Annotated in this window: 17 protein-coding genes; 13 read left to right on the forward strand and 4 right to left on the reverse strand. The window is 74.5% G+C overall.

Features of this window, described 5'->3' with window-relative positions; translation table 11 throughout:
• Window positions 1-59 precede the first annotated feature (59 nt).
• The 4 genes from ispG to AC1Z4A_RS24230 all read left to right on the forward strand — a co-directional run bounded on the left by ispG (window position 60) and on the right by AC1Z4A_RS24230 (window position 4,637).
• Window positions 60-1,217, forward strand: a complete 1,158-nt coding sequence (gene ispG, locus AC1Z4A_RS24215; RefSeq protein ID WP_483681952.1) for a flavodoxin-dependent (E)-4-hydroxy-3-methylbut-2-enyl-diphosphate synthase — start codon at window positions 60-62, stop codon at window positions 1,215-1,217.
• A gap of 147 nt (window positions 1,218-1,364) precedes the next feature.
• Complete coding sequence (locus tag AC1Z4A_RS24220; RefSeq protein WP_483681953.1) at window positions 1,365-2,210, forward strand: GNAT family N-acetyltransferase; 846 nt, start codon at window positions 1,365-1,367, stop codon at window positions 2,208-2,210.
• A gap of 108 nt (window positions 2,211-2,318) precedes the next feature.
• Window positions 2,319-2,852, forward strand: coding sequence for a GNAT family N-acetyltransferase (locus tag AC1Z4A_RS24225; protein WP_483681954.1), 534 nt, complete (start codon window positions 2,319-2,321; stop codon window positions 2,850-2,852).
• Window positions 2,853-2,930: 78 nt separating this feature from the next.
• Complete coding sequence (locus AC1Z4A_RS24230) at window positions 2,931-4,637, forward strand: proline--tRNA ligase (RefSeq protein ID WP_483681955.1); 1,707 nt, start codon at window positions 2,931-2,933, stop codon at window positions 4,635-4,637.
• A 243-nt stretch (window positions 4,638-4,880) separates the two neighbouring features.
• Here AC1Z4A_RS24230 and AC1Z4A_RS24235 read toward each other — a convergent pair whose 3' ends face one another.
• From AC1Z4A_RS24235 to AC1Z4A_RS24245, 3 genes are all read right to left on the reverse strand, one after another.
• Window positions 4,881-5,813 (reverse strand): aminoglycoside phosphotransferase family protein, encoded by a 933-nt coding sequence (locus AC1Z4A_RS24235; RefSeq protein WP_483681956.1) that lies wholly within the window; start codon window positions 5,811-5,813, stop codon window positions 4,881-4,883.
• Between the two features lie 82 nt (window positions 5,814-5,895).
• Window positions 5,896-6,324 (reverse strand): ferritin-like domain-containing protein, encoded by a 429-nt coding sequence (locus AC1Z4A_RS24240; protein WP_483681957.1) that lies wholly within the window; start codon window positions 6,322-6,324, stop codon window positions 5,896-5,898.
• Window positions 6,321-6,887 (reverse strand): hypothetical protein, encoded by a 567-nt coding sequence (locus AC1Z4A_RS24245; protein ID WP_483681958.1) that lies wholly within the window; start codon window positions 6,885-6,887, stop codon window positions 6,321-6,323. Before AC1Z4A_RS24245 ends, AC1Z4A_RS24240 begins: the two co-directional genes overlap by 4 nt.
• A 208-nt stretch (window positions 6,888-7,095) precedes the next feature.
• Here AC1Z4A_RS24245 and rimP point away from each other — a divergent pair, with 208 nt between their 5' ends.
• The 9 genes from rimP (at window position 7,096) to AC1Z4A_RS24290 (ending at window position 19,938) form a co-directional block, all read left to right on the forward strand.
• Entirely contained in the window at window positions 7,096-7,617 is a 522-nt protein-coding gene (gene rimP, locus AC1Z4A_RS24250) for a ribosome maturation factor RimP (protein WP_483681959.1), read from the forward strand.
• 2 nt (window positions 7,618-7,619) lie between these two features.
• Entirely contained in the window at window positions 7,620-8,609 is a 990-nt protein-coding gene (gene nusA, locus AC1Z4A_RS24255) for a transcription termination factor NusA (RefSeq protein WP_483681960.1), read from the forward strand.
• 202 nt (window positions 8,610-8,811) lie between these two features.
• Window positions 8,812-9,093, forward strand: a complete 282-nt coding sequence (locus AC1Z4A_RS24260; protein WP_483681961.1) for a YlxR family protein — start codon at window positions 8,812-8,814, stop codon at window positions 9,091-9,093.
• A 181-nt stretch (window positions 9,094-9,274) separates the two neighbouring features.
• Entirely contained in the window at window positions 9,275-12,313 is a 3,039-nt protein-coding gene (infB, locus tag AC1Z4A_RS24265; RefSeq protein WP_483681962.1) for a translation initiation factor IF-2, read from the forward strand.
• A gap of 133 nt (window positions 12,314-12,446) precedes the next feature.
• Window positions 12,447-12,743 carry a DUF503 domain-containing protein gene (locus AC1Z4A_RS24270; protein ID WP_483681963.1) on the forward strand — a complete coding sequence of 99 codons (297 nt, stop codon included), beginning with the start codon at window positions 12,447-12,449 and terminating at the stop codon, window positions 12,741-12,743.
• 55 nt (window positions 12,744-12,798) lie between these two features.
• Window positions 12,799-13,248, forward strand: a complete 450-nt coding sequence (gene rbfA / locus AC1Z4A_RS24275) for a 30S ribosome-binding factor RbfA (protein ID WP_483681964.1) — start codon at window positions 12,799-12,801, stop codon at window positions 13,246-13,248.
• Window positions 13,245-14,147 carry a tRNA pseudouridine(55) synthase TruB gene (gene truB / locus AC1Z4A_RS24280; protein ID WP_483681965.1) on the forward strand — a complete coding sequence of 301 codons (903 nt, stop codon included), beginning with the start codon at window positions 13,245-13,247 and terminating at the stop codon, window positions 14,145-14,147. Before rbfA ends, truB begins: the two co-directional genes overlap by 4 nt.
• 239 nt (window positions 14,148-14,386) lie before the next feature.
• Window positions 14,387-18,919, forward strand: a complete 4,533-nt coding sequence (locus AC1Z4A_RS24285) for a trypsin-like peptidase domain-containing protein (protein ID WP_483681966.1) — start codon at window positions 14,387-14,389, stop codon at window positions 18,917-18,919.
• Window positions 18,920-18,972: 53 nt separating this feature from the next.
• Entirely contained in the window at window positions 18,973-19,938 is a 966-nt protein-coding gene (locus AC1Z4A_RS24290; RefSeq protein ID WP_483681967.1) for a bifunctional riboflavin kinase/FAD synthetase, read from the forward strand.
• A gap of 90 nt (window positions 19,939-20,028) precedes the next feature.
• Here the strand turns inward: AC1Z4A_RS24290 and AC1Z4A_RS24295 are convergent, their stop codons facing one another.
• Window positions 20,029-22,845: an SCO5717 family growth-regulating ATPase gene (locus AC1Z4A_RS24295; RefSeq protein ID WP_483681968.1), complete on the reverse strand. Its 2,817-nt coding sequence runs from the start codon at window positions 22,843-22,845 to the stop codon at window positions 20,029-20,031.
• Window positions 22,846-23,066: the final 221 nt, after the last annotated feature.

Here is a 23,066-nt window from a genome sequence, read left to right on the forward strand (position 1 = left end):
CGGATGCCGGAGCCCGCCGATCTCGGGACCTTGATCCACACCTTGGGGTTGCTCGCCAGATGACTGCGATTTCGCTTGGAATGCCTTCCGTTCCGACCAAGCTCGCCGACCGCAGGGTCAGCCGCAAGATCCAGGTCGGATCCGTGGCCGTCGGCGGCGACGCCCCCGTCTCCGTGCAGTCGATGACGACGACGCGGACGTCGGACATCGGTGCCACGCTGCAGCAGATCGCCGAGCTGACCGCGTCCGGCTGCCAGATCGTGCGTGTGGCGTGTCCGACGCAGGACGACGCGGACGCGCTGGCAGTCATCGCCAGGAAGTCGCAGATCCCGGTGATCGCGGACATCCACTTCCAGCCGAAGTACGTCTTCGCCGCCATCGACGCCGGCTGCGCCGCGGTCCGGGTCAACCCGGGCAACATCAAGCAGTTCGACGACAAGGTCAGGGAGATCGCCAGGGCGGCCTCGGATGCGGGCACCCCGATCCGTATCGGTGTGAACGCGGGCTCACTGGACCGGCGCCTGCTGCAGAAGTACGGCAAGGCCACGCCCGAGGCGCTGGTGGAGTCGGCTCTGTGGGAGGCGTCGCTGTTCGAGGAGCACGGCTTCCGTGACATCAAGATCTCGGTCAAGCACAACGACCCGGTCGTGATGGTCAATGCGTACCGCCAGCTGGCCGCGCAGTGCGACTACCCGCTGCACCTGGGTGTCACCGAGGCGGGCCCGGCCTTCCAGGGCACCATCAAGTCCGCGGTCGCCTTCGGCGCCCTGCTCAGCGAGGGCATCGGCGACACCATCCGCGTCTCGCTGTCCGCCCCGCCGGCCGAGGAGATCAAGGTCGGCATCCAGATCCTGGAGTCCCTGGGCCTGCGCCAGCGCCGCCTGGAGATCGTCTCCTGCCCCTCCTGCGGCCGCGCCCAGGTGGATGTGTACAAGCTGGCGGAGGAGGTCACGGCGGGCCTGGAGGGCATGGAGGTACCGCTGCGCGTGGCGGTCATGGGCTGTGTGGTCAACGGTCCGGGCGAGGCCCGGGAGGCCGACCTCGGTGTGGCCTCGGGTAACGGCAAGGGTCAGATCTTCGTGAAGGGCGAGGTCATCAAGACCGTGCCCGAGTCGAAGATCGTGGAGACCCTCATCGACGAGGCCATGAAGCTCGCCGAGCAGATGGAGAAGGACGGCGTCGCCTCCGGCGAGCCCACCGTCAGCGTCGCCGGCTGACGCATCCGCGCTCAGGTGCCCCGCCCCCCAGGGAGCGGGGCACCGTCGTATCCACCCACTTGGCAGGTGCGCACAGGACACGGGAGGTACAGTTCCAGGACCTGTTTTCCCCGGTTTCCGGCCCGCGACGGTGAGGCATTCCGACACGTGTTGACGACGACCACCACCAAGGTCCTGGAACCCGCCGATCTCGACGCCGCGCTCGCCGTCCTCGACCGCGACCCCGTGGCCAACGCCTTCGTCGCGGCCCGGGTCAGGATCGCCGGACTCGACCCGTGGCGGCTCGGCGGCGAGATGTGGGGCTGGTACGCGGGCGGCCGTCTGGAGTCGCTCTGCTACGCGGGCGCCAACCTCGTCCCCATCTGCGCCGGTCCCGAGGCCGTGCGGGCCTTCGCCGACCGTGCCCGCCGGGCCGGGCGCCGCTGCTCCTCCATCGTCGGCCCCGCCGGGCCCACCGCCGAGCTGTGGTCGCTCCTCGAACCCCACTGGGGCCCGGCCCGCGAGGTCCGCGCCCACCAGCCGCTCATGGTCACCGAGACCATGCCCCCGGACGTCGAGCCCGACCCGCTCGTCCGCCGCGTCCACCGGGACGAGATGGACGTGATCATGCCGGCGTGCGTGGCGATGTTCACCGAGGAGGTGGGCGTCTCGCCGCTCGCCGGGGACGGCGGGCTGCTCTACCAGGCCCGCGTCGCCGAGCTGGTCGGCTCCGGCCGTTCCTTCGCCCGCGTCGAGAAAGGCCGCGTCGTCTTCAAGGCCGAGATCGGCGCGGCCACCGACCGCGCGTGCCAGATCCAGGGCGTCTGGGTCGCCCCCGAGCACCGGGGCCGCGGCCTGTCCGTCACCGGCATGGCGGCCGTGCTCGGGTACGCCCTGCGCGAGGTCTCCCCGGTCGTGAGCCTCTACGTCAACGACTACAACACCGCCGCGCGCGCGGCCTACCGCCGGGTGGGCTTCCGCGAGGTCGGCGCGTTCATGAGCGTGCTGTTCTGACCAGGCGGCCGAGCGCGTGTCCGAGCAGGTGTCCGATCGTGCACGCTGTTCCGATCATGGGCGGGCGTTGTGCTGAGACCCGGCCGGACCTGCGGGTAGCCTCCGGGCATGGATGACATCGCGGTCGGACCGCTCGACCTCGCCGCGCGGGTGGACGAGGCGCTCGCCGTACAGGCGCTCGCCTTCGGGCTCACGCCGGAGGAGGTCGGCGTACGGCGCCACATCGTGCTCCGGCACCTCACCTGCCCCGGCGCGCGGGCCCTGGGGGCCACCACGCCGGAAGGCCGGCTCGTCGGCTTCGTCTACGGCATGCCGAACGACCGCGCGCACTGGTGGTCCACGGTCGTCGAACCGTATCTGCGCGCCAACGGCTGCGAGGAGTGGCTGGACGACTCCTTCGTCATCACCGAGCTGCACGTCCATCCCCGCTTCCAGAACCGGCGCATCGGCCGGACCCTGATCACACGGATCACGGCGACAGCCCGGGAGCCGCGCTCGATCCTCTCGGCCATCGACAAGGAGAGCCCGGCACGGGCGCTGTACCGGAAGCTCGGCTACCGGGACCTGGCGCGGCACGTCGTGTTCCCGAGCGCACCGAGTCCGTATGCGGTGATGGGGGCGACTCTTCCGCTGCTGGACTGAAAAATCGGTTCGCGCCGCCCTGACCTGCCGCTAGTCTCCTCGCAATTCCGCACGCGAGCACGCCCGCAGGAGACCCCCATGGCCCGAGTCCAGCGCATGTCCACGACGATGCTCAGGACGTTGCGCGACGATCCGTCCGACGCCGAGACCGCCAGCCACCGGCTGCTGGTGCGCGCGGGCTACGTCCGCCGCTCCTCGGCGGGCGTCTGGACCTGGCTGCCGCTGGGCAAGCGGGTGCTCGACAACGTCATGCGCGTCGTGCGCGAGGAGATGGACGCCATCGGGGGCCAGGAGGTCCTGCTGCCCGCGCTGCTGCCCAAGGAGCCCTACGAGACCAGCGGGCGCTGGGAGGAGTACGGCGACCTCCTGTTCCGCCTCCGGGACCGCAAGGGCGCGGAGTACCTGCTCGGGCCCACCCACGAGGAGATCTTCACGCTGACGGTGAAGGACCAGTGCACGTCCTACAAGGACCTGCCGGTGATCCTCTATCAGATCCAGACCAAGTACCGGGACGAGGCCCGGCCCCGCTCGGGCGTGCTGCGCGGGCGCGAGTTCCAGATGAAGGACTCCTACTCCTTCGACACCACGGACGAGGGCCTCGCCGAGTCCTACCGGCTGCACCGCGCCGCCTACACGCGCATCTTCGAGCGCCTGGGCCTGGACTACCGGATCGTCTCCGCGGTCTCGGGCGCGATGGGCGGCTCGGAGTCCGAGGAGTTCCTGGCCCCGGCGGCGGCCGGCGAGGACACCTTCGTGGACTGCCCCGCGTGCGACTACGCCGCCAACACGGAGGCGGTGACGACGGCCGTGGCTCCCGCCGGACCGGCCGTGGCACACGGGCCGGTGACGGAGCTGGACACGCCCGGCACCCCCACCATCGAGACGCTGGCCGAGCACCTGGGCGTGCCGGCCTCGGCCACGCTCAAGAACCTGCTGGTGAAGATCGACGGCAAGCTCACGGCGGTCGGGGTGCCGGGCGACCGCGAGGTGGACCTGGGCAAGCTGGCGGAGCATCTCGCGCCCGCCGTCGTGGAGTTGGCGACCGCCGAGGACTTCGCCGCCCGGCCGGGGCTGGTGCGCGGCTACGTCGGCCCGCAGGGCCTGGACGGGCTGGACGTGCCCTACATCGCCGACCCGCGGGTGGCGCCCGGCACGGCCTGGATCACCGGCGCCAACAAGCCGGACACGCACGCCCGCGACGTGGTGTGCGGACGGGACTTCACGGTGGGCCGCTACCTCGACGTGGTGGTGGTCGAGCCGGGCGACCCCTGCCCCCGCTGCGGGGCGGGCCTGGAGATCGGGCGGGCGATCGAGATCGGCCACATCTTCCAGCTCGGCCGGAAGTACGCGGACGCGTTCGGCCTCGACGTCCTGGGGCCGCAGGGGAAGCCGGTCCGGGTCACGATGGGCTCGTACGGCATCGGCGTCTCGCGCGCGGTGGCGGCGCTCGCCGAGCAGACGCACGACGGGGCCGGCCTGTGCTGGCCGCGCGAGGTCGCCCCGGCGGACGTCCACATCGTGGCTGCGGGCAAGGCCCGCCAGACGGAACTGGCGACGGCGCTCGCTGAGCGGCTGGCGGAGGCGGGGGTGCGGGTCCTGCTGGACGACCGGGCGGGGGTGTCGCCGGGCGTGAAGTTCACGGATGCGGAGCTGATCGGGGTGCCGGCGATCCTGATCGTGGGGAGGGGCGCGGCGGACGGCGTGGTGGAGCTGAAGGACCGCCGCACGGGGGAGCGCGAGGAGCTGGACGTGGAGGAGGCGGTGGCGCGGCTGGTGGGTGCGTGATTTTTTCCCCACCCCGCCCCTTCCCGAAACTGGGGCTGCGCCCCAGACCCCCGTTTCGGGGGGCGATTTCAGCCCCTCCGGCGTTTGAGGAGCGGGGGTCCGGGGGCGGAGCCCCCGAGACGTGCCCCCGCGCGCAGCGCGAGGGGCCCCGAGGTGCAGGGGGCGCAGCCCCCGCTCCCTGTCCGGGGGGCCGGGGTCTTGCCCCCGGTTTCGGGAAGGGGCGGGATTGGGGAAAGGAACCCCCTACAGCAACCCCGCGAACTCCAGCAGCAGTTCACCCTGGCCCCGCTCCCCGCGCGCAAGCGCCCGCGCCCCCGCCTCCGCCGCACGGAAGACCGTCCACCCCCGCAGCCGCTCGCGGTCCACGTCCAGGGACTCCGCCAGCTTCGCCACCCGGCGCCGCGCCGCCGCGGCCGCGCCGGGGGAGGCCAGCAGGGTGTCGAACCGGTCGCGGACCAGCCACGCCAGGTCGTACGCGCGCTCGCCCACCAGCGGGCGGGGACCGATCGCCAGCCAGGGCGACCGGTCCCCGGCCAGCACATTGCCCTGGTGGAACTCGCCGTGCAGCAGCACACCGGGCTCCCCGGAGCCCTCGGCCAGCCCGTCCCTGAGGGACAGCGCCTCGTCGAGCAGCGCCCGGACGTCCGCCGCCCACGGTTCCTGGCGGCCCGCCCGGAGCACGCCGGCCGCCGCGGCCGTGTGGTCGGCCACCGTCGCGAAGGGGTGGCCCTCGGCGGGCGGCACCCACAGCCGCTGGAGCGTCGCCGACGCCTCCAGCTGGGCCTTGGTCTCGGCCAGGGAGCGCAGGCTGACGTCCCCGTGCAGCCGCTCCAGCAGCAGGGCCCCGGCCTCCGCGTCCACGCGCAGCGGACGCACCGCGCAGCGGCCGTTCCAGTGCGCGAGCGCGGCGTGTTCGAGGGCGGCGTCGCCGGCGGGGAAGCAGAGCTTGAGCGCGGCGGGGGTGCCGTCGGCGTCGCGGGCGAGGACGACCATGCTGGTCCGCCCGCCGGGCTGTTGCACCCGTTCGGGCGTCAGTTCCCAGCGCGCGAGGACCTCCCGCGCGCGGTCCGGCAGCGTCGCGAGCCAGACGCGCGCCCCGGCTCCGTCGGCGGGGTCCGAGCTCAGGGTCCGAACCAGCCGTTGCGGCGGTTCGAGGCTGTCGTACGCAGTGGCCATGTCCCTGAGCTGTCCCTCTCGTCGTGCTCGCGCTCGTGCTCGTGCTCGCGCCGTCCGGCGCCGTTTACGGTGCTTTGGCTGGTCAGGCCCGCTCCGGGAGCCCAGGGAAGGCTACGCTGCCGCCGCGCCAGCGCACCGCCCGCACCGCCGCGTCCCGCAGCCCCGTCGCCGCCTCGCGGCGCAGCGGGCCCGTCGAGGCCCGTACGAGGTCGGCGTAGACGGCCGACAGACGGCTCTCCAGCTCCGCCGCGAGGCGGACCGCCGCCGCGGAGTCCGGGACGGGGAAGGGCAGCGTGTACGCGGGCGCCGCCGCCTCGGGCTCGGCGCCCAGGTCGCGCACGGCGCGGCTCAGCGCGTCGCGCCGCGCGCGGTGGGCGTCGTACGCCTCCCGGGCCTCGGTCGTCCGGGCGTCCTCGATGCGTCCGCCCACCACGCCGTAGCCGTAGACGGTGGCGTGCTCGGCCGCGAGCGCGGCCTGGACCGCTGCGAGCGTCTCGCGTGCCGCCTTCACGAGCCGCCTCCGGAGAGCAGGTACGCGTGGGCCGCGCCGGCCGCCGCCACGGAGGCCAGCAGCCGGGCGAACCCGGGCGCGGCGTCGCCGAGCGCGGCGGTCCGGGCGTCGGCGGTGCGGCGCTCGGCGTCGGCAAGCGCGGCGAGCGCCGTCTTCTCGTCGGTGGGGGTACCGCCGGCCGACGGCGCGGGAGCGGGGGAGGGGGCACCCGCGGACGGCGAGGCGGAGCCGGACGGGGAGGCGGAGGGCCGCGGGGCCCCGAACGCCTCGGCGTGCCGGGCGACTTCGTCCCGCAGCGGCCGCAGCCGCGGCGCCAGGGCCGGGTGCGCGGCGAGGGCTGCGTCGTACTGCTCCAGCAGCGCCGCCGAGTCCCGCGCGGCGTCCTCCTGCAGCCGCCGGGCGGCGGCCTGCGAGCGCGCTCGGGAACGGGCGTCGCCGTCGCCGGAGGAGCATCCGGTCAGCAGCGCGCCGGCGCCACCGGTCAGCAGGGCCGCCGCGCCCTGGGCCAGTACCCTGCGTCTGCGCGGGCCGCCGGGGCCCCGCGTCGTCGTCGTGAGCGGCACGATCCTCTTTCCGCCTCGTCCGTGTCCCGGTCGGCCCCGCCGGCCGTCGTCCTGGTCCGGGCATGATCCACCGCCCGTGAGCGTACCGGCGTTCGGCGGGCCCGCCGGGGACCGGGCACCGAATCGTCAGCCGGCTGCCGGAACAGATAGGCTTTGACCTGACACGCGTCTTTCCCACAACAGCACACGCGGCCGAGGAGTCACCCGGATGAGCACCACCCAGAGCGAGCGGCTGCGCGAGCTGCTGGCCCCTCTCGTGAGCGCGCGAGAGCTGGACCTGGAAGAGGTCGAGGTGACGCCGGCCGGAAAGCGGCGTGTGCTGCGCATCGTGGTCGATTCCGACGAGGGCGTCCAGCTGGACGCGTGTGCCGACCTGAGCCGCGACATCTCCGCGAAGCTCGACGAGACCGACGTCATGGGCGGCGCTCCCTACGTCCTCGAGGTCACCTCTCCCGGCGCCGACCGCCCCCTCACCCAGCACCGCCACTACGTGCGTGCCGCCGGCCGGCTGATCAAGGCCCAGCTCGCCGAGGGCGGCGAGCTGGTCGCCCGGATCGTCGCCGTGGACGACGAGGGGCTCGACCTGGAGGTGCCGGGCGTGAAGGGCCGCAAGCCCACGGCTCGCCGGCTGGCCTTCGCGGAGATCGCGAAGGCGCGCGTGGAGATCGAGTTCAACCGTAAGGCCGACGAGGCCGCAGACGAATCCGACGAGATTCAAGAGGAGGCGTAGCCGTGGACATCGACATGAGTGCCCTGCGGGGTCTGGTGCGAGAGAAGGAGATCTCCTTCGACCTGCTGGTCGAGGCGATCGAGTCGGCCCTCCTCATCGCCTACCACCGCACCGAGGGAAGCCGGCGCCGCGCCCGCGTGGAGCTGGACCGGTCCAGCGGTCATGTGACGGTGTGGGCCAAGGAGGACCCGCAGGACCTCGCCGAGGGCGAGGAGCCCCGCGAGTTCGACGACACGCCGTCCGGTTTCGGCCGGATCGCCGCGACCACCGCCAAGCAGGTCATCCTCCAGCGTCTGCGGGACGCCGAGGACGAGATCACTTTCGGTGAGTTCGCGGGCCGCGAGGGCGACGTCGTCGCGGGCATCGTGCAGCAGGGCAAGGACCCCAAGAACGTCCTGGTCGACATCGGCAAGCTGGAAGCCATCCTGCCGGTGCAGGAGCAGGTGCCCGGCGAGGAGTACAAGCACGGCACGCGTCTGCGGACGTATGTCGTCCGGGTGGCGAAGGGTGTCCGCGGCCCGTCCGTGACGCTCTCGCGCACCCACCCCAACCTGGTGAAGAAGCTGTTCGCCATGGAGGTCCCGGAGATCGCGGACGGCTCCGTGGAGATCGCCGCCATCGCCCGCGAGGCCGGCCACCGCACCAAGATCGCCGTCCGGTCCACCCGTTCCGGCCTGAACGCCAAGGGCGCCTGCATCGGCCCGATGGGCGGCCGGGTCCGCGCGGTCATGGCCGAGCTGCACGGCGAGAAGATCGACATCGTCGACTGGTCGGACGACCCCGCCGAGCTGGTGGCGCACGCTCTGTCCCCCGCACGGGTGAGCAAGGTGGAGGTCGTGGACCTCGCCGCCCGCTCCGCCCGGGTGACGGTGCCCGACTACCAGCTCTCCCTCGCCATCGGCAAGGAGGGCCAGAACGCCCGGCTCGCGGCCCGGCTCACCGGCTGGCGGATCGACATCCGCCCGGACACCGAGCAGCAGCAGGCCGACTGAACGGCGCACGGAAGCGGCGAGGGGCGCGCGAAGGCGGTCCCGAGCGGTTCGGAAGGTCCGTAAAACGACCATGCCGGGCCGCCGCCGCCCGGCGCCGGGCCCGATCGGGGCCGCTGTCCCTGGCCGATCATGGCCGAAACGCATACGCGCACGACCACTGCCCCGAAGGGGTGAGGTCGGCGTGGGGAGGTAGACTTATCCAGTGTCTGGCCGGACGCATGCCCGCGCATGCCCTGAGCGCACCTGTGTGGGGTGCCGGGAGCGAGCGGCCAAGGGCGAACTGCTGCGGACCGTGGTGATCGAGGACGTCTGTGTCCCCGACCCTCGCGGTACGCTGCCCGGCCGGGGTGCCTCCGTGCACCCCACACTGGTCTGTCTCGATCTGGCGGTACGCCGCCGGGCGTTCCCCCGGGCCTTCCGGGTCCAGGGGCCGCTCGACACCGCGGAGCTGCGCCGGTATGTCGAACAGGCCGACCAGCAGTAGATCGGCCCCGCATGCGCGGGGATGGCCCCACTGTAAGAAGAACGGCACGGGCAACCGTGCGGTCAGGTACCTCGCGAGTTGGAAGTAGGTCGAGATTGCGATGAGCACTCGATGAGTACGCGATGAGTACGCCCATGAAGTAGCGACGGTCCGGTGGACACCCGGACCTAGAAGGAGCGAAGTGGCTAAGGTCCGGGTATACGAACTCGCCAAGGAGTTCGGAGTGGAGAGCAAGGTCGTCATGGCCAAGCTCCAAGAACTTGGTGAATTCGTCCGTTCGGCGTCCTCGACCATCGAGGCGCCGGTCGTCCGCAAGTTGACTGACGCATTGCAGGGGCCCGGTGGCAACGCCGGCAAGACTGCGAAGCCCGCGGCGCCGCGCAAGGCTGCGCCCGCGAAGCCTGGTGCCCCCACTCCGGGCGCCCAGGCACCCCGTCCCGCCGCCCCGGCGCCCAAGCCGGCCGCGGCCCCCACCCCCAAGCCCGCCGGTGCCGCGCCCACGCCCGGCCCGCGCCCGGGTCCCAAGCCCGGCCCGGCCGCTCCGGCCAAGCCGGTCACCCCGGTGCCCGCCGCGGAGTTCTCGGCCCCGGCCGCTCCCTCCCAGGAGCGTCCCGCCGCGCCGCGTCCCGGTGCCCCGCGCCCCGGCGCCCGTCCGGGTCCCGCCGGTCAGCGTGAGGGCGGCCGCCCCGGCGAGCGCGCCCCCCGTCCGGGTGGTCCCGGCGAGCGCGCCCCGCGTCCCGGTGGCGCCCGTCCGGCCGGTCCCCGTCCGGGCAACAACCCCTTCACCTCCGGTGGCTCCACCGGCATGGCCCGTCCGCAGGCCCCCCGTCCGGGTGGCGCCCCGCGTCCCGGCCAGGCCGGCCCGGGTGCTCCCCGTCCGCAGGGCGGTCCCGGCGGTGCTCCCCGTCCGCAGGGCGGCGCTCCGCGTCCGACCCCCGGCGGCATGCCCCGTCCGCAGGCTCCCGGTGGCGCCCCGCGTCCCGGTGGCGCTCCTGCCGGTAACCGCCCGAACCCGGGCATGATGCCGCAGCGTCCGGCTGCCGGCCCGCGTCCGGGCCCCGGTGGCGGCGGTCGCGGTCCCGGCGGCGGTGCCGGTCGTCCCGGCGGCGGTGCCCGTCCCGGCTTCGCCGGTCGTCCGGCCGGTCCGGGCGGCGGCGGTCGTCCGGGCGGTGGCGGCGGCGGCTTCGCCGGCCGTCCCGGTGGCGGTGGCCCCGGTGGCGGTGGCGGCGGCTTCGGCGGTCGTCCGGGTGGCGGCTTCGGTGGTCGTCCCGGTGGCCCGGGTGCCCGTGGCGGCACGCAGGGCGCCTTCGGCCGTCCCGGCGGTCCGGCCCGTCGCGGCCGCAAGTCCAAGCGTCAGCGTCGCCAGGAGTACGAGGCCATGCAGGCCCCGTCCGTGGGCGGCGTGATGCTGCCGCGCGGCAACGGCGACACCATTCGCCTGTCGCGTGGTGCCTCCCTCACCGACTTCGCGGAGAAGATCGGCGCCAACCCGGCGTCGCTCGTCGCCGTGATGATGAACCTCGGCGAGATGGTCACGGCCACGCAGTCCGTCTCCGACGAGACGCTGCAGCTCCTCGGCGACGAGATGAACTACACGGTTCAGATCGTCAGCCCGGAGGAGGAGGACCGCGAGCTCCTCGAGTCGTTCGACATCGAGTTCGGTGAGAACGAGGGCGGCGAGGAAATGCTCGTCGCGCGTCCGCCGGTCGTGACCGTCATGGGTCACGTCGACCACGGTAAGACCCGACTCCTCGACGCGATCCGCAAGACCAACGTGGTCGCGGGCGAGGCCGGTGGCATCACCCAGCACATCGGTGCCTACCAGGTCGCGACCGAGGTCAACGACGAGGACCGCAGGATCACCTTCATCGACACCCCGGGTCACGAGGCGTTCACCGCCATGCGTGCCCGTGGTGCGAAGTCGACCGACATCGCGATCCTCGTGGTGGCGGCCAACGACGGTGTCATGCCGCAGACGATCGAGGCCCTGAACCACGCCAAGGCGGCCGACGTGCCGATCGTGGTCGCGGTCAACAAGATCGACGTCGAGGGCGCCGACCCGACCAAGGTCCGCGGTCAGCTGACCGAGTTCGGCCTGGTGGCCGAGGAGTACGGCGGCGACACGATGTTCGTCGACATCTCCGCCAAGCAGGGTCTGAACATCGACAAGCTGCTCGAGGCCGTCGTCCTCACCGCCGACGCCGCGCTCGACCTGCGCGCCAACGCGGAGCAGGACGCGCAGGGCATCGCGATCGAGGCCCACCTCGACCGCGGTCGCGGCGCCGTGGCCACCGTCCTCGTCCAGCGCGGTACCCTCCGCGTCGGCGACACGATGGTCGCCGGTGACGCCTACGGCCGTGTCCGCGCGATGCTCGACGACAAGGGCCAGAACGTGGAGGAGGCGGGTCCGTCGACCCCGGTCCTCGTCCTCGGTCTGACCAACGTCCCGGGCGCCGGCGACAACTTCCTCGTCGTCGACGAGGACCGTACGGCCCGCCAGATCGCCGAGAAGCGCGCTGCGCGCGAGCGCAACGCCGCCTTCGCCAAGCGCACCCGCCGGGTGTCCCTCGAGGACCTGGACAAGGTGCTCAAGGCCGGCGAGATCCAGCAGCTCAACCTCATCATCAAGGGCGACGCGTCCGGTTCGGTCGAGGCTCTCGAGTCCTCGCTGCTCCAGCTCGATGTGGGCGAGGAGGTCGACATCCGCGTGCTGCACCGCGGCGTGGGTGCGGTCACCGAGTCCGACATCAACCTGGCGTCCGGCTCCGACGCGATCGTCATCGGCTTCAACGTCCGCGCCGAGGGCCGTGCCACGCAGATGGCCGAGCGCGAGGGCGTCGACGTCCGGTACTACTCGGTCATCTACCAGGCGATCGAGGAGATCGAGGCGGCCCTCAAGGGCATGCTGAAGCCGGAGTACGAAGAGGTCGAGCTGGGTACGGCGGAGATCCGCGAGATCTTCCGCTCGTCCAAGCTGGGCAACATCGCGGGTGTCCTCATCCGCTCCGGCGAGGTCAAGCGCAACACCAAGGCGCGCCTCATCCGCGACGGCAAGGTCATCGCGGAGGACCTCACCATCGTCGGTCTGCGTCGCTTCAAGGACGACGTCACCGAGATCCGCGAGGGCTTCGAGGGTGGTATCAACCTCGGAAACTTCAACGACATCAAGATCGACGACGTCATCGCGACGTACGAGATGCGCGAGAAGCCGCGAGGCTGAACCGCGTAGCTGCAGCCGGGGCCGGTCGGCGGATCATATTTCCGTCGATCGGCCCCGGCCGTTGCGTGTACGGTCGAAGGGTTCGTACCTCACGTACACCTCACGCCTCCCGGGTGGGCTTCACCCGCACCATATGTATGTAGGGACCCTGTCCTTCGACCTGCTCCTCGGCGACGTCCGGTCGCTGAAGGAGAAGCGCTCCGTCGTCCGTCCGATCGTCGCCGAGCTGCACCGCAAATACGCGGTGAGCGTGGCGGAGGTCGGCGACCAGGACCTCTACCGCCGGGCCACCATCGGTGTGGCGGCGGTGTCCGGGGACGCGGGGCACCTCACGGACATACTGGACCGCTGCGAGCGCCTGGTCGCCGCACGGCCCGAAGTGGAGCTGCTGTCGGCACGGCGGCGGTTCCACGGCGACGATGACGACTGAAGTCGTCGGCGGACGCCGCACGCACCATGCTGGAAGACGAGAAGGAGACGGACCAGTGGCCGACAACGCGCGGGCGAAGAGGCTGGCGGACCTCATCCGCGAGGTGATCGCCCAGAAGCTGCAGCGCGGAATCAAGGACCCGCGGCTCGGCTCGCACGTGACCATCACGGACACCCGGGTCACCGGCGACCTGCGGGAGGCTACGGTCTTCTACACGGTCTACGGCGACGACGAGGAGCGCGCCAGCGCTGCTGCGGGCCTGGAGAGCGCCAAGGGCATCCTGCGTTCCGAGGTCGGCCGGGCCGCGGGCATCAAGTTCACGCCCACGCTGACCTTCGTGGCGGACGCCCTGCCGGAGAACGCCCGGACCATTGAGGACCTCCTCGACCGGGCCCGTGCCTCCGACGCCCAGGTGCGTCAGGCCTCCTCCGGCGCCGAGTACGCCGGCGAGGCCGACCCGTACCGCAAGCCGGGCGAGAACGACGGGGACGCGACCGCCGAATGAAGGAGAAGTACAGCGGTCCGGACGGCCTGATCATCGTCGACAAGCCGGCCGGCTTCACCTCGCACGACGTCGTCGCCAAGATGCGGGGCATCGCCCGCACCCGGCGCGTCGGTCACGCGGGGACGCTCGACCCGATGGCGACCGGTGTGCTCGTCCTCGGCATCGAGCGGGCCACCAAGCTGCTCGGTCACCTCGCGCTGACCGAGAAGGAGTACGTGGCCACCATCCGCCTCGGGCAGAACACGGTGACCGACGACGCGGAGGGGGAGATCACCTCCTCCACCGACGCCTCCGGGGTCACCCGGGAGGCCGTCGACGCGGGCATCGCCAAGCTCACCGGCGCGATCATGCAGGTCCCGTCCAAGGTCAGCGCGATCAAGATCGACGGCAAGCGCTCGTACAAGCGGGCGCGCGAGGGCGAGGACTTCGAGATCCCCGCCCGGCCGGTGACGGTGTCCTCCTTCACCGTGCACGCCGTGCACCCCGCCGAGGCGGAGGACGGCACGCCGGTGCAGGACCTGCTGGTCTCGGTCGTCTGCTCCTCCGGCACCTACGTCCGCGCCCTCGCGCGCGACCTGGGCGCCGACACCGGAGTCGGCGGCCACCTCACGGCGCTGCGCCGCACGCGCGTCGGCCCGTACCGGATCGGCGACGCGCACACGCTCGACCAGCTCCAGCAGGAGCTGACCGTGATGCCCGTCGCCGAGGCGGCCGCGGCCGCCTTCCACCGCTGGGACGTCAACGAGCAGCAGGCGCGCCTGCTGGCCAACGGCGTCCGCATCAAGGTGCCGCCCTTCGAGACCACGGGCCCCATCGCGGTCTACGGACCGGACGGCCGCTTCCTGGTGCTGATCGAGAACCAGGGCGGCAAGGCCAAGAGCCTGGCCGTCTTCGCCTGACGGCAGCGCCCCGCACCGCACACCGTGGGGCGGGGACCGCGTCTTCCCACGCGTTCCCCGCCCCACGATCCCCCTCCCCCTGGATCTCTATCCATCCGGGACGGGTGATTCACCCCAACGGGCAGGCGCTCGGAGTGAATCAGGGGGGTGGAAGGGGGCGCGTTCAGGATGTGATCTGGTTTCGCCGATCATCCGCTGCCTACCGTCGTGTGTACGAGCACGGCGGGGAGGTTCGACGGATGAACGGTCGGCGGGCCGATGCGGAAGAGTCGCTGGTACGCATCCGCGACCTCGCCGGACGGGCGAGGGGCACGGGTTTCCTCCTGGACGACCGCGGCACGCTCATCACCAGCCACGAGGCGGTCGACGGCCTCGCCCGGCTCGTCCTGCACGCCCAGGGCGAGCTGACCTGCGTAGTCGGCGCGGAGTGCGTGACCCCGCTGCCCGAGTTCGACCTGGCCCTGGTGCGCACCGAGGGGCTCTGCGTGCCCCCGCTGCCCATTGCGGCCGCCGACCGGGTGGCGAGCGGCAAGGAGGTCCGGCTGCGCGCGGGCCGCTGGCAGCGGGCCCGGGTCGTCGGCGACGTCCCGGTCACCTACACCGCCACCGACCGCTACCACCTGCTGGGCACCGCCCTCGAGCTGTCGCTCGCCGACCGCGGCGGCCTGCGCCTGGGCGAGGAGGCCACCGGCGGCCCCGTCTTCGACGCCGCCACCGGGGCGGTCGTCGCCGTCCTCGGTACCGCGCTCCAGGCCGAGCGCCGCGCCTCCGGCTTCGCCATCCCGCTGCGCGCCGCCGTCGCGACCGCCCCCGCCGGTGCCCTCGCCGCGGCCCTCGACCGCAACGCCGCCACCGTGCCCGCCTACGGCCCCGACCTCAACCTCGCGGGCGCCCTCCAGCTCACCGCGACGGCCCTGGGCTCCGTCGTCACCCCGCGCGTCTGGCGCGATCCCGTCGAACGCCCCGAGACCGAGCGGGAGTTCGCCCGCTTCCTTGATGCGGACCCCGGCGACGAGGGCGCGCAGTCCTACGTCCTCGGGCTGGTCGGCGACCCGGGCACGGGCCGTACGACGGAGCTGGGCGCACTGGCCGGGCGGCGGGCGCGCGGCGCCGAGCCCGCGCCCACGCTCTGGCTGCGCGGCGCGGACCTGGAGGCCGGGGACGAGAGCGTGCGGGACGCCGTCGGCCGGGCCCTGAAGGCCGCCGGGCGGATCGTCACCGCCTCCGCCGCCCCCCAGGGCACCATCGGCGACACCTCGGCGGCCACCCCCGAGTCCGTCGCCGAGCTGGCCCGCCGCATGGGCCGCCCGCTGCTCGTCCTCCTCGACGGCCCCGAGGAGATGCCGCCGGTCCTCGCCCACGGGCTGCCCGCCTGGACCGCCGCGACCGCCGAGTGGCTGCGCACCCACCGGACGAAGATGATCGTCGCCTGCCGCCCGGAGCACTGGGAGACCGCCGGCGCCCTCTTCCCCGCCGAGGCCCTGCACACCCCCGGCGGCGCCGCGGTGCCCTCCGCCTCCGGCCGCGCGCTGCCGCCCTGCGCCCGCATCGCCGACCTCACCCCGGGCCAGGCCGCCGAGGTCCGGGCCTCCTACGCCGTCCCGCCGGGCGCGATCGACCCCGCCGATGCCGCCCACCCCCTCGCCCTGCGCCTCCTTGCGGAGGTCCGCGCCGCGCTCCCGGACGGCACCGAGGGCGTGGGCGGCACCGGCGAGGCCGCCCCCGCCCGGTGGGACGTCTTCGCCGCCTACCTCGACCTCGTCTGCCTGCGCATCGCCGTACGGCTGGCCGCCGCGCGCCGGCCACCGCTGCGCGGCGAGGCCGTGCGCCGCCTCGCCGCGCGCGTGGCCGGGCAGGTCCACGAGGCGGCCCGGCGGTGCCTGGGGCCGGGGCAGGGCGAGCTGGAGCGGGAGGCATTCGAGGAGCTGTTCCCCTGGCGCACGGGCTGGGCCTCCGCCGTGCTCACGGAGGGCCTGCTCGTCCCGGCCGGCTCCGGCTACCGCTTCGCCCACGAGGAGTTCGCCGACTGGGTGCAGGGCACCCACCTCGACCTGGACGCCGCGCTGCATGCGCTGGTGCACCGCTGGTACGAGCCCGAGGGGCCGCCCGCCGAGGCCGCCGTGCGGCTGCCGTCCCGCGCGGGCAGCGGCCCGGCGCACGCGCCCGAGGGCCATGTACCGCCCCCGCCCGGCTCCGCGGGCGCCGCCCGCGGCGGTTCGGCGGCCCGCCGCCGCAAGCGCGGCGGGGACCGGGCCGAGCCGCCCAAGCCCCTGCCCGTGCCGCGGCACCGCATCGGGCCCGTGCTCCAGGCGCTGCTCCTGCTGTCCCGGCGCTCGGGGCCGACCGAGCTGTCCCGGCGCCTGAGCGCCCTGGTCCACGCGGTCGAGACGCTCGCCCAGCAGGCCGGGTCCCGGGCCGCGGAGCCCCGCACGGCGGGGGAGCGGCAGGACGGCGGCGCCCGGCCCCCCGCGGCTGCCCGGTGGGCCGGCCCGGGCCCCGCGCCGACCGGCCGCAGCGTCGCCTCGCCCAAGGACGCCGGGTCCGAGGGCGCTCCTGCCCCGGCCGCCCCTCGGACATCGCACGACCAGCACCAGTCCGCCGGACCCTCGCTGGGCGACCCCTCCTGGTGGGCCGCGCATCTGCTCGGCGAAGCGCTGCTGCGCGTGCCGGACGCCACGCCCTACCTGTGCGTGCTGCGCCTGCTCGCCGAGAGCGTCACCGCCCGCTCGCTGGCCGTCGGCGGCTTCGACGGCGAGGGGGCCCACAAGCTGGGCGGCCTCGCGGAGTTCGGCCCGTGGTTCTGGCTCCGGCTGCCGCTGGGCCTCTCCGACCGGCTGGAGCTGCTGCGCATCCTGCTCCCGGCCGACGGCCCGCCGCCGGGGCCGACCCCGGCGGAGCAGGCGTCGGAGGAGGACGCCGGGCAGCGGTCGCTGCCGAGGCGGCCCGAGGCGGCGGAGCCGGACGGCGACCCTGCCGGGCCGCAGGTGTCGGAGGAGGCATGGACGGCGGCGGGCTCCGCCCCGGACGCCCGCGGGGGCGACGGCGCGGCCGCGGAAGGCGCCGCCGGGGCACGGACGCCGGGCCGGAGCGGCGGGGAGGCGGGCGGCTCGCCCGCGGGGGCCGCCGCGGGGAAGCGGGTGCCCGGTCAGGCAGCGGCTGCCGTTGCCGCAGCGCGCGGTGGACGGACCCGGGCCGCGGCCGCGGGCGCCGTCCCGGGAGCGGGGACGCCCGACGGTGCGGACGGCAGCGCGCACGGCCCCGGCCGGGGTGCGGGCGGCCCGGCCGCCGCGGCGGCCCGGGTGCCCGGGCAGAGCAGGGGCGCCGGAGGCGCGCGGCGGGCCGACGACGGCGGTCCGGCGCGCCGCGCGACCGTCCCCGGGCCCCGCACCGCCGAGCCGCGGGAGGCCGCCCGCCCGGCCGCCGCGCCGCAGGCGGAGCGCTTCCTGACGGCCGTCGCGACGCTGCTCGACGCGGACCCCTGCGCCGCACAGCCCCTGATCTGCCGCTGGTTCGGCGACGACCGCCCGCTGCAGACCGCCCCCGACGGCGACGCCGTCCGGCCCACGGTCTCCACCGCCGCCCAGGCCCTGCTCCACACCCACCGCCGGCGCGCCATCGACGACCTCGCCGAGGCGCTCGTGGACGCCGCGCACCCGCGCGCCGACGAGCTGCTGTCCGACCTCGCCGAGGACGAGCCCTCGGCGCTCTGCCGGGCCGTCGACCGCTGGGCCCACGACGAGCGCGTCGAGCGCCACGTCGCAGCCGCCGCGTACGGGCTCCGGACGGCCCCCCACGTCAGCACGGAGGCCGACCGCGAGCTGCTCCGCTACTCCGCGCTCGCGCTGCTCGACCGCCCCTCCGAGATCGCCCTGCACGGCACCGCGCTCGCCCTGCTCGTCCGCGACCCCGAGACGCGCGGCAAGCACCTGCCGGCCGCCCTCGCCCGGTTCGCCGCGGGCGACCCGCACCTGCCGCCCCCCGCGCTCGGCCCCGCCCTGGCCACCCACCCCGACCCCGTGCTCGCCGCCTTCCGGGCGCGCCTGTACGAGCCGGGGGAGCGGCCCGCGGCCGTCCTGCGCACCCTGGCCGAGGTCGCCGCGCCCACCCTGGCCCGCCGGGTCGCCACGCTCGTGCTGGAGCACGTCGAGCACCGCCCCGAAGGCGCGCAGAACGCGGCCGACTTCGTCGACCGGCGGCTGGAGGAGGGCCCCGCCGCCCGCGCCGTCCTCTTCCCGCTCGTCGTGGACCTGGTGCGCACCCGGCCGCCCCGGGTCCGCCGGGCCCTGGCGCCCGTCCTCGCCTCCCCCGGCACCCCGCTGTCGCGCCCGCTGCGGCAGGAGCTGCTGGAGGTGCTGATGGAGCGCGAGGAGTACGGGCCGTACGAGCGCGACGTCACGGTGCTGGACGCGCTGCTGCGCGCCGTGGCCGAGGGCGCCGCGGAGCGCACCGAGGCCCGTACCCGGGACCTCGTCCACCGCTCGGGGCTGCTGATGGCCCGTACCCCCGAGGGCGCCGCGTGCTTCGACCGGCGGCTGACCCAGCTGGCCCGGGAGGTGCCGGTGTTCGGCGACCAGGTTCGCGGCTGGCTGAAATCCGCCCCCGCCCAGTGGGCCGTGGTCGTGGGCCCGAGCGCCCGCATCCGGTTGACGGCAGGGCGGGAGAAGGGAGACTCAAGGGCCTCGGGGGACGGGAAGGAACCCGCCGACCCGGCCGACCTGACCGTCGGCGCACCGGCCGATGCCGGACGCCGGGAACCGGCATGGCACTCTTAGTCCTGCGTAAGTGTGACAGACAAAGGTTCGGGTTCGGGCGAGGAGCGGGCACAGTGCAGCGCTGGCGTGGCTTGGAGGACATCCCCCAGGACTGGGGGCGCAGCGTCGTCACCATCGGCTCGTACGACGGGGTGCACCGCGGGCACCAGCTGATCATCGGGCGTGCGGTGGACCGGGCGCGCGAGCTGGGGGTGCCCTCGGTCGTGGTGACCTTCGACCCGCACCCCAGCGAGGTCGTCCGGCCGGGCAGCCACCCGCCGCTGCTGGCGCCGCACCACCGGCGTGCGGAGCTGATGGCGGAGCTGGGCGTGGACGCGATGCTGATCCTGCCGTTCACCGCGGAGTTCTCGAAGCTCTCGCCCGCCGACTTCGTGGTGAAGGTGCTGGTCGACAAGCTGCACGCGAAGCTCGTCGTCGAGGGCCCCAACTTCCGCTTCGGCCACCGCGCGGCCGGCGACGTGGCCTTCCTGAAGGACCTGGGCACCACGTACGACTACGACGTCGAGGTCGTCGACCTCTATGTGACCGGCGAGGCGGGCGGCGGCCTGCCGTTCTCGTCCACCCTGACGCGCCGTTTGGTCGCCGAGGGCGACGTCGCGGGCGCGATGGAGATCCTCGGCCGTCCGCACCGCGTCGAGGGCGTCGTGGTCCGGGGCGCGCAGCGCGGCCGTGAACTGGGCTTCCCCACGGCCAATGTGGAGACCCTGCCGCACACCGCGATCCCGGCCGACGGGGTGTACGCGGGCTGGCTGACCGCCGAGGGCGAGGCGATGCCCGCGGCGATCTCGGTCGGCACGAACGTGCAGTTCGACGCCACCGAGCGCACGGTGGAGGCGTACGCCATCGACCGGGTCGGCCTGGAGCTGTACGGGATGCACGCGGCGGTGGACTTCCTGGCCTATCTGCGCGGCATGGAGAAGTTCGAGTCCATCGAGGCGCTGCTGGAGTGCATGGCGGACGACGTGAAGCGGGCGCGCGAGCTGGTCGCGGCGCACGAGGCCGCGGTCGTCGCGGGCTGAGCGGACGACGCCCGGCGCAGTAGCCGGGAACGCATAGGGCAGGGCCCCGGGCGCGGTGATCGCGCCCGGGGCCCTGTTGCGTCCGCTTTGTTACTGCTGCGGGGGCATGGGCCAGCCGCCGTCCTGCTGGGGGTACGGGCCGGGCTGGGCCTGGGGCTGCGGCTGGGCCGCGCCGTAGGGGTGGTAGGCACCCGGCGCGGGCTGGGCGGCCTCCGGCGCGAACCCGCCGGGCATTCCTCCGGGCATCCCGCCGGGCATCGGCGCGGCCTGGTGCGGCGCCGCGTACAGCCCTTGCTGCTGCTGGGCCCGGACGAAGTCCTCGGCCACCATCGCGGAGAGGTGGAAGTAGGCCTCGCGGGTCTTGGGCCGCATCATCTCGAGGTCGACCTCGGCGCCCGCCGCCAGGTGCTCGTCGAAGGGCACGACGACGACGCCGCGGCAGCGGGTCTCGAAGTGGGAGACGATGTCCTCGACCTTGATCATCTTTCCGGTCTCCCGGACCCCCGAGATCACGGTGATGCTGCGCGAGACCAGCTCGCCGTAGCCGTGCGCGGCGAGCCAGTCGAGCGTGGTGCTGGCGCTGCTCGCGCCGTCGACGGACGGCGTGGAGATGATGATCAACTGGTCGGCCAGGTCCAGGACTCCGCGCATGGCGCTGTAGAGGAGACCGGTGCCCGAGTCGGTGAGGATGATCGGGTACTGCTTGCCCAGCACGTCTATGGCGCGCCGGTAGTCCTCGTCGTTGAAGGTCGTGGAGACGGCCGGGTCCACGTCGTTGGCGATGATCTCCAGCCCGGACGGCGCCTGCGAGGTGTAACGGCGGATGTCCATGTAGCTGTTGAGGTGCGGGATCGCCTGGACGAGGTCGCGGATCGTCGCACCCGTCTCCCGGCGCACCCGGCGGCCGAGCGTGCCGGCGTCGGGGTTGGCGTCGATCGCGAGGATCTTGTCCTGCCGCTCGCTGGCGAGCGTGGAGCCGAGGGCGGTGGTGGTCGTCGTCTTGCCGACGCCGCCCTTGAGGCTGATGACCGCGATGCGGTAGCAGGAGAGGACGGGCGTGCGGATCAGCTCCAGCTTGCGCTGCCGCTCGGCCTCCTCCTTCTTCCCGCCGAACTTGAACCGGTTTGCGGCGCTCTGCTTCTTCGGCTTGGGCTTGCTCTTGAGCAGCCGCTCCGAGGACAGCTCCACGGCCGCCGTGAACCCGAGCGGCGCCCCGTGCACGGAACGCTGCCGCTGCTCCGGCGTGACGGTGGGCCAGCCGCCGGTCCGGGGGTCGACGGGGTATCCGCTCGCGGCTTGCGGGTCGGCCTGGGGCACGGGGGCCGGGGCGGGCGCCTCGGGTTGTGCGACGGGCGGCAGCGCACCGGGCTGCGGCTGCTGTGGCGGGGCGGGGGCCTGCGCGCCCGGCTGCGGGGCATACGGGCCGGGGGCGCCGGGGAAGGGCTGCGCGGGGGCCTGCTGCATGGGGGCGGGCTGACCCGGCATCGGCTGACCGGGCATCGGCTGCGCGGGAGCGGGCAGGCCGGGGCCCTGCTGGGCCGGCGCCGGCTGCGCGGGGACCTGCTGTCCGGGCATCGGCTGGCCGGGGAACGCGGCGGGCGGCAGCGGGGCGGCAGCGGGACCGCCGGGCTGCGGATAGCCGTAACCGCCCTGCGGGACGGCGGGGTTGGGAGCCGGGGCCGCGGCAGGCATACCGGTGCCGGGGTAGTCGTAACCGCCCTGCGGGGTGGCGGGCGCGGCGGGCGTGCCCGGGCCCGGGTAGCCGTAGCCGTGCTGCGGGGCAGGGGCCGGGGCAGGGGCGTTGGCCGCCGGCGCGGGGTAGCCGTAGCCGTGCTGCGGCGCGGGGGCGACCGGCGCGGGCGCAGGGAGGCTGTAACCCTCCTGCGGGGCAGGGGAGTTGAGGGCCTCCGGGGCCAGCTCGGGAGCGCTGACCTCCGGGGCCGGGGTGTCGTGACCGCCGGCCGGCGGCGCCGGCTGGGCCTCCGGGCCGCCGGTGCCCTCTGCGGTCGCCGGGGCGGCGTCCTGCGGCTCGGGCCCGGGCTCCGGCTCGGTGACGGGGGGCTCGGGCACGGCACTCGGCTCGACGGCCGGGACGGCCTCGGCCGGCGCGGTCTCCGCGATGTCGGGTGCCGGGGCGTCGACCGGCGCGACCGGGGCGGCCTCGGTGACGGCGGGCGCAGGGGCGGGCGCGACCGGAGGTGCGGCGGGGTGGCCCTGCGCCTCCGGGTGCGGGAGGCCGTTGCCGTACGGAGCGGGCGGCGGCGTGGCGCCCGGGTATGCGTACGGGCCGCCCGGCGCGGGCGCCTGAGCAGGCGTCGGCCAGGCGGCCGAGCCGCCCGGGGCCGGGGCCGAGGCCGGAACCGCCGGGGGGAAGTTGGGCGGCAGCGGCGGCAGCGGGGCCTGGGGCGCCCCCGGCGGGGTCCAGGACTCGGCGGGCGCCGGAGCGGGTTCGGGAGCCGGCGGCGCCGGAGCGACAGGGGCCGGAGCGGGGGCCGGTGCGGGAGTCGGCGGCGCAGGCTCGGCCGGAGCCGGGGCGGAGGCCTCCGGCGCGGTGGACTCGGCCTGTGCGGCGGCCCCGTCCGCGCGCTCCGCGATCCTGTCGTGCAGCGCGGCGGCGGAGAACCGCATCGTGGCGGGGCTCTTCACCTCGCCGTCGACCGGGGCGGGCGCCACCGGCGCGGTCGGTGCCGCGGGCAGCGGGTCGCCCGTGGGCGGCGGAGGGGCGGGGGAGGAGACGGCGTCGGCCGGCGGCGCGCTCTGCGTGTACCACGCGGGCGGTGTGTAGTCGATCGTGAACTCACCCGTGTGCTCGGGTTCGTGCTCGTGTTCAAGATCATGACCGGCGTCGGACCGGACCTCGCCGGCTGTCTTCCCGGCCGCGCGGATCTCGTCCCGATCGCTGCTCACAATGCCTCCTGCTGGTGTGGTCCGGCGCCCATGGATCCGTGTGCGGGGCCGACCGTTCGTGTCGCCCGATGGCCCGGATGTCCCTGTCTGTCTGTCACGTGACAGGCCCGACGTCGGGTTCTCCAGTGCGTACGTTCATACAGACTAATCGTCATCCGCATCACTGCGGCAAGGCCCGCCCCCGCCCCACCAACCGCCCCACCAACCGCCCCCGGCGGAAC

The sequence above is a fragment of the Streptomyces sp. 17_S59 genome (assembly GCF_056930295.1).

What these genes read in the sequence shown, in the direction of transcription:
- AC1Z4A_RS24225 (WP_483681954.1), top strand. Translation starts at nt 2,319, where the DNA reads ATGGATGACATCGCGGTCGGACCGCTCGACCTCGCCGCGCGGGTGGAC.
- truB (WP_483681965.1), top strand. Translation starts at nt 13,245, where the DNA reads ATGAAGGAGAAGTACAGCGGTCCGGACGGCCTGATCATCGTCGACAAG.
- AC1Z4A_RS24230 (WP_483681955.1), top strand. Translation starts at nt 2,931, where the DNA reads ATGGCCCGAGTCCAGCGCATGTCCACGACGATGCTCAGGACGTTGCGC.
- rimP (WP_483681959.1), top strand. Translation starts at nt 7,096, where the DNA reads ATGAGCACCACCCAGAGCGAGCGGCTGCGCGAGCTGCTGGCCCCTCTC.
- AC1Z4A_RS24235 (WP_483681956.1), bottom strand. Translation starts at nt 5,813, where the DNA reads ATGGCCACTGCGTACGACAGCCTCGAACCGCCGCAACGGCTGGTTCGG.
- AC1Z4A_RS24285 (WP_483681966.1), top strand. Translation starts at nt 14,387, where the DNA reads ATGAACGGTCGGCGGGCCGATGCGGAAGAGTCGCTGGTACGCATCCGC.
- ispG (WP_483681952.1), top strand. Translation starts at nt 60, where the DNA reads ATGACTGCGATTTCGCTTGGAATGCCTTCCGTTCCGACCAAGCTCGCC.
- AC1Z4A_RS24270 (WP_483681963.1), top strand. Translation starts at nt 12,447, where the DNA reads ATGTATGTAGGGACCCTGTCCTTCGACCTGCTCCTCGGCGACGTCCGG.